Below are 12,468 nucleotides of genomic sequence, written 5' to 3' on the forward strand. Positions count from 1 at the left end.
AATCGGATTTACCATCACTTTACGGTTTCATTATATCATCGAAACAATACCTGTCAAGAGAGCAGTTGTCTTTTCATACAATCCACTCAGATTCTAATCCAACATTTTGTGCAGAACGTCTACTTCCCTGCATTATTTCAGAAAACATGACAAAAAGGAGCTTTTTTATCTATGCAGTTTAACAACAATCTCCTTTTGAGACAAGTTCCTGTTTCTGCCAATCCACTTGGTGGTTTTTGTCGAATTCCGTCGATCTGCGCTTTGCTTTTCCGCAATGCGGCTACCAGCCGATTTGCAAGTACAGGTCAGCCTTACTTCAAATGCAAGTAAGTGGTCGAATGGAATCCCGGAAGGCTATTGTACCCGACTGTAAACCAGCCACCTGCAACGGGCAGGCCGTGCATGGAAAGCCCCTTCCTCCTATTTCTAAAACAATTGCAGGTTCCTTTTCTGCCGAAGTAAAAAAAGACACGAACTTGTCGTGTCTTTTTGGAGGCGACACCCAGATTCGAACTGGGGAATCAGGGTTTTGCAGACCCATGCCTTACCACTTGGCTATGTCGCCATCTCTTCAACTGCCATATTGTATGCGAAATCCATCTGGAATAGTCACAAAATTTTGTGACTATTCCAGATGGAGCGGGCGACGAGGCTCGAACTCGCTACCTCCACCTTGGCAAGGTGGCGCTCTACCAGATGAGCTACGCCCGCAAATGGTGCCTCCGGTCGGAATCGAACCAACGACACGAGGATTTTCAGTCCTCTGCTCTACCAACTGAGCTACAGAGGCAAATGGCGACCAAGATGGGGCTCGAACCCACGACCTCCAGCGTGACAGGCTGGCGTTCTAACCAACTGAACTACTTGGCCATTTGCTGCGTTATTGCGGGAAGACAATGCTCCAACCACCAGTCAGATATCCAAATTGCTTCCCTCATACACCCTCAACCAAAAGAGATTGAGTGGTGGGAACAACTGGACTCGAACCAGTGACCCCCTGCTTGTAAGGCAGGTGCTCTAACCAGCTGAGCTATGCTCCCGAACCTTGCCGACACTTTCGAGCGGCAAGGGTTATTATACTAAAAGGGCGTTCTCCTGTCAACCTTTGAAACAAACTTTTTTCGTTTTTTTCCATTATTTTTTTCTGGCCCCGATGCTGTCGATCAGCGTCTGAAGCTCAGCGGCGCTGAAACGCTGCACCTGATCGCAGAATTGGCAGGTCATCTCCACGCCGCCCTGTTCTTTCAGCATGCCGCTCAATTCATCGGCTCCCAAGCTGATCAGCGCCCGCTCCATCCGGTCCCGGCTGCAGTAGCAGCGGTACTCGATGGGGCTGCGCTCCAGCACCTCAATCTCAAAATCTCCCATCACCGCGCGCAGCATGGATTCGGGATCCCCTTCCCCATCCAAAAGCCCGGTGACAGGCCCGGCGGCCAGAATACCGCCTTCCACTTTGGCAATGACATCCTCAGGCGCCCCGGGCAGCAGCTGGATCAAATAACCGCCCGCCGCACGGACGCTCTGATCCCGTTCCACCAGCACGCCAAGGCCGCAGGCGGTGGGAATCTGTTCCGACTCCACAAAGTACTGGGCCACATCCTCGGCGATCTCACCGCCCAGGAGTGCCACGCTTCCCACGTAGGGGTCTTTCATCCGAAGGTCCTTGATGACCGTGATGGTGCCGCCCATTCCCACCGCGGTCCCCACGTCCAGCTTCCCGTCCGGCCGCAGCGGCAGGTCAACGTGAGGATCCTGAACGTAGCCGCGGACATTGCCCAGATCGTCGGAAACGGCCAGGATGGTGCCAAGGGGGCCGCCGCCCTTGATCTGTACCGTGACGCTGCCGCCTTCCACCTTCAGGGCGTTGCCCATCATGGAAGCCGCCGCCAGCGTGCGGCCCAGGGCCGCGGTCGCCACCGGCAGCAGTGTGTGGATTTGACGGGCCCGTTCGGTCAGCTCCCTGGTGGAAACCGCCGAGGCCTTTACAAAACCGTCCTTTGAAATTGCTCTTATTAACTGATCGCCCATAGTTTCCATTTCCCTTACTTTCTGATGGCTGTAAATACGATGCGCTGCTCTCCCTCTCGGGGAGGGCTTTTGCGGAGGTCGCCGTAGACGTGGATGCGGGTAAAGCCAGCCGCCTCCAGGGCTTGACGCAGCTCCTCGACGCTGTAGGCCCGCTCCCGGTGCAGTTCGGCGCTGCGGCTCCAGCTGCCGTCTCCGCGGCGGCTGAAGAGATCCATCCAATAAGTCACAATGCGGCGGGAATATTCCGAGCGCCACACGCAGTACACATCCTCCGTCTCGTCTAAAAACACCTGTCCATCCAGCCGGCGGAGCTTCTCCTCGGAGTTGACGTCAAAGATCAGTATGCCCCCTGGCGCGATAAACAACCGCAGTCGCTCCAATGTAGCGCGCAGGTCTCTGCTGCTTGTCAGATAATTGATGCTGTCCAGGGCGCATACGGCGGCCTCCACCGTGCCGTACAGGTCCAATTCCGTCATGGACTGGTGCAGGAAAAGAGGGCGCTCCCCCTCCAGTTCCCAGGACTTCTGCTGGGCTTGGGCCAGCATATCCTCAGACCCGTCCACCCCGATCATCTCATAACCCCGCCGGGCAAGCAAACACGTGAGGGTGCCTGTCCCACAGGCCAGGTCCAGCACGGTGCGGACCGGGATGCGGCTCTCTTTGAACAGCTTCTCCAGGTAATCCGCCCGGCGCTCATACCCCACGTCAGTTGTCAGCGCGTCGTAAAAGCGGGCCAGGGACTCATAGCTGCTCATTGTTCCTTTGTCCGCTCAAACGCGATTTCGTAGCCGCCGGCGCCATAGCTCAAAGAGCGGTTGACCCGGCTGATGGTGGCGCTGGAGGCACCGGTGCGCTCTAAAATATCGTTGTAGATCATCCCCTGGCTCAGCAGCTCCGCCACCTCAAAACGCTGCTCCATGGCACGCAGCTCAGATACCGTGCAAAGGTCCTGGAAGAACGCATAGCACTCCTCCTCTGTCTTCAGCGTCAGGATCGCCTTATAGAGCGCCCCGTTCTTTTCCTTTTTTCCGATTCTGACCATACGGATCCTCCCCTTTCATGAGACTGTTCACCTGATTTTAGCATTGTGAAGCGTAAAAGTAAAGCGTTTCTTTCTCACCTCCGTTTCCCGCCCGGCATAGATTGGGGAAAAGAAAGGTGGGGTCTTATGGAGAGTCTGGAGATTGCCCAGCGGACGGCACAGCGGGAGTGGACCGTGGACGGCATCCCCGTGCTGACGGCGGAACTGAACCTTCCCCAGCCGGTGGGGGAAGGCAGAGGCTTTCGGAGGCTCTGCCGCTATTATGAACAGTTTGGCCGCTCTTATCTGCGCTACTGCGAACGCTTTCTCTTCCCCCAGGCGGCGGAGGCCTATCGGGACGCGCTCTCCGCCAGCGCGCCCCTGCCCGCCTGCACCGCTTCCCTCACACACCGCATCACCTGGAACGGGGACGGGGTCTTGAGCCTGTTCACCGACTCCTGCGAGTCCTGCGGTACCCGGCCGCTTCGGGTGCGGCGGGGCGACACCTGGGACTTGAACACATTCCTCCCCGTCTCCCTGGCCGACTGCTTCCCGCCGCGGTGCAACTACCGCAAGCGGGTGCAGGACCATGCGGCCGGCTGCATTGAAACGCAGCTGGCCGCTCAGACGTCCGTATACCGGGAGGATTGGCGCCGGGCGCTGCGGCGCGGGTTCAACCGGGAAAACTTCTATCTAAGCAGCGAGGGGCTCTGCATATTCTATCAGATGTTTGTCCTGGCCCCGCCCATGGAGGGCATCCCTGTCTTCTGCCTGCCATACGGCGAGGACGGCCCCTTCTCCCATCCCCGTCGGGGATAGCGCCGTAACAAGAAAAAAGAGGCCCCGTCTCTGGGGCCTCTTATATACGTTTACTTGGAAACGGCGGCCTTTTTCCCCTTTTCCTTGGCCTGCCAACGATCCACGCAGATGGCGCAGGAAGCGTCTCCGATGACGTTCAGCGTGGTGCGGCCCATGTCGAAGAGCCGGTCAATGCCATAAATCAGGCCGATGTAAATGGGATCGATGTTCACCGCCTGGAGCACCATGGCCAGCATGATCATGCCGGCGCCGGAGGTTCCCGCCGTGCCGATGGAGGCCAGCGTCGCGGTAACGACGATCATCACCATCTGCCCCATGGTCAGATGGATGCCCATGCAGCAGGCGATGAAGATGGCGGCCACGCACTGGTAGATGGCGGTTCCATCCATGTTGATGGTGGCGCCTAAGGGCAGCACGAAAGAAGACACCTCCGAGTCGCAGCCCATCTTATCGCAGCACTCCTTGGAGATGGGCAGCGTGGCGATGGAGGAAGTGGAGGAAAAGGCGAAGATCATGGCCGGGAAAATGCCCTTGAAAAACTGAAGAGGGCTCATGCCCGCAAAGACCTTCACCGATGCGGAGTAGACCAGCAGTCCGTGGAGGATGTAGCCGAGATACGCGGCACCCAAGACGATGGCAAGGCTGGTGAGGATCTTCGGCCCCTGGCTGGCCACCACCCAGGTCATCAGGCAGAACACGCCGATGGGCGATACATTGATGATGAACATCATCACCTTCATCATCACCGCGTAGAAAGAGCTGACAATGTCCGCCGCGGCCTTTCCAGCCTCGCCGGCCAGCAGGATACCGGCGCCGAAAAATAAAGCAATGACGATGACCTGGAGCATGGAGGCGGTGCGCAGTGACTCCCAGAGGTTGCTGGGGAAGATGTTGACGATGGTGTCCATCAGATTGCTGGTGGCCGCCTCATAGGCCTGGTCCTCGGCCATTTGCAGCACCGGGAAGGCGGGCTTGAAAATGTTTGCAATCACCAGTCCAATGACGCAGGCAATGGCGGTGGTCACCAGGAAGTAGACCACGGTCTTCCAGCCGATGGCTCCCACCTTCTTAATATCTTTCATGGAGACGATGCCGTCGATGATGGACAGCACCACCACGGGAACCACCACGAATTTCAGCAGGTTGATGAAAATGGTACCGAAGGGCTTGATATAGCTGGTGGTGAAGCTGTCCGCCGCCTCCGCACCCATGGCGGCCCAGAGGATTCCTCCCAGTAGAATGCCGGCAATCATTGCAATGCCGATCCACGCCGGAAGGGAAAGACGTTTTTTCTGGTTCATATTCCCTCACCTTTCTCTGCACAATTTTCTGCCGCCTGAGGCAGGCCGGACGGTCTCTCCCCCAGCCAGTGCAGGCGGCCCTCTATGGAAATATTTTACTCCTCTTTCTCACAAATTGCAACCGTCATTTGGTAATTTCCTGTAATCCAGCTCTTTAAAAGGCAAAGCTTTATGTTCAAACTGCATAAAAATGATCTGCCCCAATGGGGCAGATCATTTTTAAAGCAGTCCGGAAAGCACCTTTACCGCCAGCAGCACCAGAACCACCAGTACCACGGGCCGGACGATCCGCGAACCGTTTTTAATGGCCAATCCCGCGCCCACAAAGTGGCCCGCGAAGGAGGCTACCGTTGCAATCAGGCCAAGCTGCCAGAAGACCTGGCCGTGGAGCATGGCGGTGACCATGCTGGACAGGCCTGAAGCCAAGTTGACCACCTTCACGTTCCCTCCGGCGGTGCGCACATCCATCTTGCCCCACCGGGTAAAGATCAGCAGCAGGAACGTCCCTGTGCCAGGCCCGTAGAACCCGTCGTAGGAGCCGATGAGCAGCGCCGCGGCCAAAACGACAGCCGCCTGTTTTTTGGGAGAGATCTCCCCCGGTTCCTCGGGGAAGGAGCGCTGGCGCAGTACCACAAAGGCCACCACCGGCAGCACGATCAGCAGCAGGAGCTGAAGGTATTTCTCGTCGATCAGCAGCTGGAGCCGGGTGCCCAGGGCGGAGCCGGTCAGGGCCAGCACCACCGCGGGCAGCGCCAGGGACCATGTCACGTATCCGTTTTTGATAAAACGCCCGGTGGAGGCGATGCTGCCCAGGGAGGCGGAAACCTTGTTGGTGCCTAAGGCCATGTGCATGGGAAGCCCCGCCAAAAGATATGTAGGCAGGGACACGATCCCGCCCCCGCCCGCGATGGCGTCCACGAAGGAGGCCAGGAATACGCCCACCACGGCGATGAGGACCATGGGCAGTGTCAGTGTCATCTTCTCACCTGTCCTGCTGCTCTTCCTGCCGCTGGCGGGAGAGCTCCAAAATCGTCTCAAACAGCTTGTCCACATATGCGGTGAGGCTGCGGTCCCGGAGCATCTTTTCACGGTTGCGCACCTTGGCGGCCTCCCGGGCCTCATTCCACACCTGGATGCCTCCCTCGTTCTTCAGCACGCCCATCCGGGTGGATATGGCCATCCGCTGCTCAAACAGCGTGACGATCTGCTCATCGATGACGTCCAGCTCCAGCCGCAGCTTATCCAACTCCTGCATCTACGCCCTCTCCCTTCTTGATTCAGTTCTCCTGCTGGGCCCGGTGGGCCTCCATCAGGCAAATATACCCCTCGGCGGAATACTGGTTTTCACCGATCTCCCGCTCCGTCAGGGGACGGATGACTTTTGCCGGGCTGCCCATGGCCAGCGAGCCGTCCGGGATCACTGTGCGCCCAGTCACCAGGGCGCCGGCCCCCACCACGCAGTCGCTGCCCACCCGGGCGCCGTCCAGTACCACGGCGCCCATGCCGATGAGCGTGTTGTCCCCCACGGTGCAGCCGTGGACCACGGCGCCGTGTCCGATGGTGCAGCCGCTGCCAATGGTGGTCCGGTTGTGGACCACGGCGCAGTCCTGGATGTTGGTCCGCGCCCCAATCACCACTTTGCCGTTGTCGCCCCGCACCGAGGCGCCATACCAGACGGAACACTTCTCACCGAAGGTCACATCACCGGTGACGGCGGCGTTCTGTGCGATCCAGACCGACTCGTCGGTCTTTTTCCCTTTCGCATGAATCTCCACCGCACTCACCTCAGATTCCCTGCGCAAAGTTGCCGTTTTCAAACACAGGGACCTCCCGCCCGTCGTGGGTAGTACCCACAATGGACAAATCCGGTGTCCCCACCATGAAGTCCACATGGGTGATGGAGTCGTTGAGTCCCCGCTTCTTCAGCTCCTCCTTGCTCATCTGCTGGCCCCCCTCCAGGCAGGGGTATGCCTCGCCGAAGGCGATGTGGCAGGCGGCGTTTTCGTCGAACAGGGTGTTGTAGAACAGAATCTTCTGATTGGAGATGGGGCTGTCGTAGGGCACCAGGGCCACCTCTCCGAAATAGGAGGCTCCCTCGTCCACGGAGATGGCGGCCTTTAAAGTCTCCTCGCCCTGCTCCGCGTGGGCCTCCACGATTTTGCCCTCTTTCACCACAAAGTGGAACTTGTCGATGATGTTTCCGTCGTGGACCAGCGGCAGGGCGGAATAGACCACGCCGTTGACGCCGGTGCGCAGCGGCGAGGTAAAAAGCTCCTCGGTGGGCATATTGGCGATGAAATCCTGGCCGGAGAGGGTTCTGTCGTCGCCGGCCTCCCATACATGGCCCTCAGGCAGTTCCACCGTCAGGTCCGTCCCCAGGGAGTTGGTGTAGTGCAGCGACCGGAAGCGCAGGGCGTTGAGCTTCTCCTTCCGCTCCGCCAGCGTTGCGATGTGCTGTTCCCACTTCTCCACGGACGTCCCGTCGCCGCTGATGCGCACGGCGGAGAAGATGGCCTTCCACAGCTTTTCCATGGCCTGCTCTTCCCCATCCTCCGGGAAGACAGTCTTGGCCCAGCTGGGGATGGGGATGGATGCAATGCACCAGGGAAACCCGTTGCACATCTGGAGCCGGTTGAATTCCCGGAGCGCCTTTCCGCTGGCCTGCTGAGCCCGGACAATGCGGCCGGACTCCACCCCCTTGAGGCACTCCGGGTCCGTAGCGGAAATGGCAAGGTAGGCCGCGCCTTCCAGGGCGTAGTCGTTGAAAAAGTGGCGGCGCCACAGCGGCACATGGTCAAAGACCTCCTCCTGGGCGTGGAGGTACTTCATCCGGCTCAGCGTATCGTCGTTCCAGTTCATCACCACTTCCCGGCAGCCGGCCTCATAGCCTTTCTCCGCGCACATTCTGGCAAAGTAGGCGCACTCCACCGGCGCGGAGATCACCAGGGTCTGCCCCTTTTGAATATTGAGGCCCACGCGGATCAGCAGCTTTGCATACTCCTGCAGTTTATCGTTCATGTTCCATTTGCTCCTTACCAGTTGATTTCCATATTATAAGCACTGGCACCTATTATATGTCGTCCTGATCCATTTTACTGCGATTCCCCCGCCAAGTAAAGCGGCAGTCTGGAAAAGTTTTCCCTCACTTTTCCTCCTCTTTATCCACGCGCCGCCAATCCTTGCGCATGGACATGAGCATCCCGTTGAACTCCGCCCCCATCACCAGCGTGGTGGCGCTGAGATAGAGCCAAATCATCAGCACGATCACCGCGCCGATGGAGCCGTAGATCACTGTATAATTGGCAAAATTCTCCACATAAAAGGAAAAGAGCATGGAAAGGGTCATCCACATCACCAGCGAAAACAAAATGCCCGGCAGGATGTTTCTCAGGGGCTGGCGCCGGTCCTGGGCCAGGGCGTACAGCGAGCCGAGGGCAAAGGCCAGGATCAGCCCCAGGGCCGGAAAGCGGAGACTGGCCCACCAGGAGGCGAATATTTTAGGCAGATGGAAATTGGTCACCAGCAGATCCAGCATCCGGTTGCCCACCGTGACCAGCGCCAGGGAAAGGCCGATGGTGAGGATCAAAAACACGGTGTAGATCAGCGTCTTCAGCTGGTGGAGCAGCACCTTGGAGGGCGGGCCCAAGTGATAGGCCGTGCGTACGGACAAGATCAGGGAATTGGTGGCCCGCATGGGAAAGTAAATGGAAAACACCAGCCCGAACCACATCATGCGGCTGCTGGAGGTCTGGGAGACATAGCTGAGGTACAGCTCCAGAAAGTCCACCACCTCTTTGGGGATCAGGTTCTGAAGCCCGGTGGTGATGGCCGCCACATCCAGGTGAAGCAGGCCGATGAGGGAGCTGATGAAGATCAGAAACGGGAAGAGCATAAAGAGCAGGTAGTAGGCCAGCGCGGCGGAATCCCGTGCCACTCCGTGCTGATAATAGCGCCGCACCATCAGGTAGATGCCTCTGCCCAATTTGTTGCCCGGCAGCGGATGGTCTTTCATGCGACGCCCCCTTTCGTAAAATGTCGGTTCTACGCAGTATATCACAGCAAAAGGGAAAAAGGAAGAAGAAAGCGTCGCCCGGCGCTGCGCCTTGCATTTCCCCGGCCGCTGCATTATACTGGTCTCATCTATACTGAGGAGGGGTATTTATGAGCGAATATGGCGGCAACATCCGGGACCTGCCTGTGGTGACAGGCGGACACTTTATTGAAAATTCCACAAAAAAGATCGTATTCGGGCCGGACGGCCGGTTTTGGGACGACTATGTCATGCGGCTGTTCACCCTGGAGAGCGGCGCGGAGAGCAGCATACACGCCCATGCCTGGTGCCACTGGTTCATGTGCATCAAAGGCGAGGGGTATTTCATGGTGGACGGTGAGCGCATTCCCCTGGAGTTCGGCACATGGATCCACGTGCCCTCCGGCGTGCGCCACAACTTCGGCAACACCGGCGAGGGAGAGCTGATGGGTCTTTGCATCGTCCCGCCTGAGGGCGACGTCAATCCCCTGACCGGCTGCTGAATATGACTGAAAGCGGGGAGCCTGTCCGGCTCCCCGCTTTTTTTGTCTATGATACCAGAGGCCGCAAAGGGCGGGCTCCCTTGACGCGGGAGGTGAAAAACATCCCCTGCGCATCTATCCCTTTACGCCCGGAACACAAAGGCACTGTCAAACCCGGTCCGGATAGCGTCCCGGATACGGCCGCCCCGGGCAGCGTCTCCCACCGCCACCGTGTTGGGGAACGCCCTTTCAAATTCCTCCACAAGTGCGCTCCGGGGACGGACGCCCAGGGCCAGCACCACGGTGTCCGCCTCCGCGCGCACCGTCTGCCCATCCCTGAGACGGGTCATGGTGATCTGGCCGGGAGCAATGGACTCCAGCCGATGTCCCGTAAATATCTTGGGGTCTTTGATGCGGCTCATGGTGTCGTTGAGCACCACGTTGTAAATCCCGGGGCCCACCGCGTCCATCATCTCCACCAGCGTCAGGTCCATTCCCCGGCCGGAGAGGATTTCCGCCGTTTCCAGGCCGGTCATGCCGGTGCCGATGATGGCCACCTTACCGCGGGGCGTGACTTTGCCCAAGATCACATCCTCAGCCAAAAACACCCGCTTCCCGTCCGCACCGGGCAGCTTGGGCACTATGGGGTCGGCACCCGCGGCCACAAACACGCCCACCGGGTCCAGCTCCTTCACCTGCTCCACCGTGGGCGCGCAGTTCAGCCGGATTTCCACGCCCGCGCGGCGCAGTTGGGTCTCCATGGTGCGGATCAGCCCCTCCAGGTTGTCCTTAAAAGGAGGCTTGTCGGCCACATTCAGCGTTCCGCCCAGGCTCCCCTCCTTCTCAAAGAGCACCACCCGGAACTCCCTGCGGGCCAGGGTCAGCGCCGCTTCCATGCCCGCGGGGCCTCCGCCGATCACGGCCACGATGCGGTCCGCTCCATCGGTGCGGAAGCCCCGGTGGTCGTACTCTCTGCCCAGGCGGGGATTCACTGTGCACTGGACGCTCATGCCATTTCCCAGCAGCCGCTCCCGGCAGTACATGCAGCCGATGCAGCTGCGGATCTCATCCGCCCGGCCGGAGCGGGCCTTGTTCATGAACTCCGGGTCAGCAAACTGGCTGCGGCCCAGCCCCACGAAATCGCACACGCCCTCCTCCAGCAGCGACTCGGCAAAGTCCGGGGTCTTAATGGTGTTGGTGGCAATGACCGGAATGTGCAGTGCTGCCTTAAACGCCTTGGCCACATGCTTTTTCCAGCCCGGGGTGTAGGAGAAGGGATCGCAGTTGGCGTTTCCGTTGAGAGACGAGCCGTTGGAGATGTTGATGCAGTCGATGCCGCACTGCTCCAGGTACTTTCCGATCTCCAGCCCGTCCTCCAGGGTCAAAAATCCCTCCACATCCGTCATCTCGTCGCCGCAGATGCGCACGGAGATGGGATAGCTGCCCAACTTTGCCCGGATGCCCTCGATGATCTCCCGGATGATGCGGCAGCGGTTTTCCAGGCTGCCGCCGTACCGGTCTGTCCGGCGGTTGTAGTACTTGCTGAAAAACTCCGCCAGCAGGTAGGAGTGGGCGCCATGGAGCTCCACACCGTCGTAGCCCGCTTTCTTGCAGCGTACCGCGGCGTCAATGAACTTCTGCTCCACCCGGAGGATGTCCTCCTCGGTCATGGGCCGTGGGGCCGGCTTTCCCGGCGCGATGGGCACGTCGCTGGGGGCAATGTTCTGCCGCCCGGTCAGCGCCGGGTTGGAGGTGGCGCCGCCGTGGTGCAGCTGGGCAAAAATCTTGCAGCCGTACTGGTGCACCGCGTCGGTCAGCTTTTCACACTCAGCGATATGATAGTCCTGAGCGATGCGGAAGTTGTGGATGTCCGGGATGGAGTCCACATCGTCCACGCCGGTGAATTCGTTGATGATAAGGCCGATGCCGCCTTTGGCCCGTTCCTCATAGTAGCGGATCAACTGCTCGGTGGCGCAGCCGAAGCGGTCGGCAAAATCAGTGCCCATCGGCATCATGACCGCCCGGTTCTTCAGGACCAGAGGCCCGATGCGGCCCTTTTCAAATAATCTTTCGTACGCCATGGGTTTACTTCTCAAAATTCCGGTTGTGGCTGAAGTGGCCGGGGTTGGCCACCGGGGCGATGGTGCTGACCCAGCGGTTGGTATAGTTGAAGAAGCCGGCCACAAACGCGGCCTCCAAAATCTCATGGTCGTTGAACCCCGCCTGGCGCAGCTTTTCGATCTGCTCTTCCCCGATCTCATCGGCGTGCTTGGTCACATACCAGGCATATTCACAAAGAGCATACTGCTTTTCGCTCAGCATATCCCTGGCGGAGCGGAAGTTATAGCTCAGCTTATCCACCAAAACGGGGTTCTTGGTGTAGCCACGCAGTGCGTCGCCATGGGTGGTCAGGCAGTAGGAGCAGCAGTTGATGGAGGACACCACCACGCCGATCATCTCCTTGTCGGCATTGGTGAGGTAGCAGGTCTCGGGGTTGAAGAGTGAGCCCTTGAAATTCAAAAAGCCGATGTACTGAGAGGCATTGAGGGGCAGCACCTTGAAGAGGTTGTTGATGAAGCCCCAGTTCTTCTCCATGGCCTCCACATTCTGGTTGAAGACCTCATACTCCTTGTTGGTCATCTCGTCCCGGTTGGGCTTTTGCAGGCGGGACAGCTGTTCATCAAATTCCAACGCCATAATAAAATCCTCCTTTTCATTCTCTTCCCGGCAATTCCAATCGCCGGGAAGGTCGGCGGACCACTGTCCGCTGATAAAATGGTAGCACGT

13 protein-coding genes and 5 tRNA genes are annotated in these 12,468 nt (G+C 58.8%); 2 read left to right on the plus strand and 16 right to left on the minus strand.

Going from position 1 to position 12,468, the window contains the following annotated elements; translation table 11 throughout:
* Positions 1 to 490 precede the first annotated feature (490 nt).
* From H8790_RS08920 to H8790_RS08955, 8 genes are all read right to left on the minus strand, one after another.
* Positions 491 to 565: transfer RNA gene (locus tag H8790_RS08920), tRNA-Cys, on the minus strand.
* 70 nt (positions 566 to 635) lie between these two features.
* Positions 636 to 711 (minus strand) — tRNA-Gly (locus H8790_RS08925).
* 3 nt (positions 712 to 714) lie between these two features.
* Positions 715 to 790 (minus strand) — tRNA-Phe (locus H8790_RS08930).
* Between the two features lie 3 nt (positions 791 to 793).
* Positions 794 to 870 (minus strand) — tRNA-Asp (locus H8790_RS08935).
* A 93-nt stretch (positions 871 to 963) separates the two neighbouring features.
* Positions 964 to 1,040 (minus strand) — tRNA-Val (locus tag H8790_RS08940).
* 94 nt (positions 1,041 to 1,134) lie between these two features.
* Complete coding sequence (hslO, locus tag H8790_RS08945) at positions 1,135 to 2,028, minus strand: Hsp33 family molecular chaperone HslO (RefSeq protein WP_187332191.1); 894 nt, start codon at positions 2,026 to 2,028, stop codon at positions 1,135 to 1,137.
* 14 nt (positions 2,029 to 2,042) lie between these two features.
* Positions 2,043 to 2,783, minus strand: a complete 741-nt coding sequence (locus H8790_RS08950) for a class I SAM-dependent DNA methyltransferase (RefSeq protein ID WP_187332192.1) — start codon at positions 2,781 to 2,783, stop codon at positions 2,043 to 2,045.
* The gene (locus H8790_RS08955) at positions 2,780 to 3,070 is read right to left on the minus strand and encodes a YerC/YecD family TrpR-related protein (RefSeq protein WP_187332193.1); all 291 of its coding nucleotides are present in this window, start codon (positions 3,068 to 3,070) and stop codon (positions 2,780 to 2,782) included. The genes H8790_RS08950 and H8790_RS08955 overlap by 4 nt, the downstream gene beginning before the upstream one ends.
* A gap of 126 nt (positions 3,071 to 3,196) precedes the next feature.
* Between H8790_RS08955 and H8790_RS08960 the strand changes: the two genes are divergently transcribed.
* A complete protein-coding gene (locus tag H8790_RS08960; protein WP_187332194.1) occupies positions 3,197 to 3,868 on the plus strand; it encodes an RsiV family protein in 672 nt (223 codons plus the stop codon).
* A 50-nt stretch (positions 3,869 to 3,918) separates the two neighbouring features.
* Here the strand turns inward: H8790_RS08960 and H8790_RS08965 are convergent, their stop codons facing one another.
* From H8790_RS08965 to H8790_RS08990, 6 genes are all read right to left on the minus strand, one after another.
* The gene (locus H8790_RS08965; protein ID WP_187332195.1) at positions 3,919 to 5,169 is read right to left on the minus strand and encodes a dicarboxylate/amino acid:cation symporter; all 1,251 of its coding nucleotides are present in this window, start codon (positions 5,167 to 5,169) and stop codon (positions 3,919 to 3,921) included.
* A gap of 219 nt (positions 5,170 to 5,388) precedes the next feature.
* Positions 5,389 to 6,147 (minus strand): sulfite exporter TauE/SafE family protein, encoded by a 759-nt coding sequence (locus tag H8790_RS08970; protein ID WP_187332196.1) that lies wholly within the window; start codon positions 6,145 to 6,147, stop codon positions 5,389 to 5,391.
* Between the two features lie 4 nt (positions 6,148 to 6,151).
* Complete coding sequence (locus H8790_RS08975; RefSeq protein WP_187332197.1) at positions 6,152 to 6,424, minus strand: chorismate mutase; 273 nt, start codon at positions 6,422 to 6,424, stop codon at positions 6,152 to 6,154.
* Positions 6,425 to 6,446: 22 nt separating this feature from the next.
* A complete protein-coding gene (locus tag H8790_RS08980; protein ID WP_404821681.1) occupies positions 6,447 to 6,986 on the minus strand; it encodes a gamma carbonic anhydrase family protein in 540 nt (179 codons plus the stop codon).
* On the minus strand, positions 6,955 to 8,187 hold the full coding sequence (locus tag H8790_RS08985) for an aminopeptidase (RefSeq protein ID WP_187332199.1): 1,233 nt from the start codon (positions 8,185 to 8,187) through the stop codon (positions 6,955 to 6,957). The genes H8790_RS08980 and H8790_RS08985 overlap by 32 nt, the downstream gene beginning before the upstream one ends.
* Positions 8,188 to 8,311: 124 nt before the next feature.
* Positions 8,312 to 9,181, minus strand: a complete 870-nt coding sequence (locus tag H8790_RS08990; protein WP_187332200.1) for a YihY/virulence factor BrkB family protein — start codon at positions 9,179 to 9,181, stop codon at positions 8,312 to 8,314.
* 149 nt (positions 9,182 to 9,330) lie between these two features.
* Here H8790_RS08990 and H8790_RS08995 point away from each other — a divergent pair, with 149 nt between their 5' ends.
* A complete protein-coding gene (locus tag H8790_RS08995; RefSeq protein WP_187332201.1) occupies positions 9,331 to 9,702 on the plus strand; it encodes a cupin domain-containing protein in 372 nt (123 codons plus the stop codon).
* Positions 9,703 to 9,824: 122 nt separating this feature from the next.
* Here the strand turns inward: H8790_RS08995 and H8790_RS09000 are convergent, their stop codons facing one another.
* Both H8790_RS09000 and H8790_RS09005 read right to left on the minus strand, forming a co-directional pair.
* Positions 9,825 to 11,762 (minus strand): NAD(P)/FAD-dependent oxidoreductase, encoded by a 1,938-nt coding sequence (locus H8790_RS09000; RefSeq protein WP_187332202.1) that lies wholly within the window; start codon positions 11,760 to 11,762, stop codon positions 9,825 to 9,827.
* A 4-nt stretch (positions 11,763 to 11,766) separates the two neighbouring features.
* Positions 11,767 to 12,378, minus strand: a complete 612-nt coding sequence (locus tag H8790_RS09005) for a peroxidase-related enzyme (RefSeq protein WP_187332203.1) — start codon at positions 12,376 to 12,378, stop codon at positions 11,767 to 11,769.
* Positions 12,379 to 12,468 lie beyond the last annotated feature (90 nt).

It is taken from the genome of Oscillibacter hominis, assembly GCF_014334055.1.
Lineage (GTDB): Bacteria > Bacillota > Clostridia > Oscillospirales > Oscillospiraceae > Oscillibacter > Oscillibacter hominis.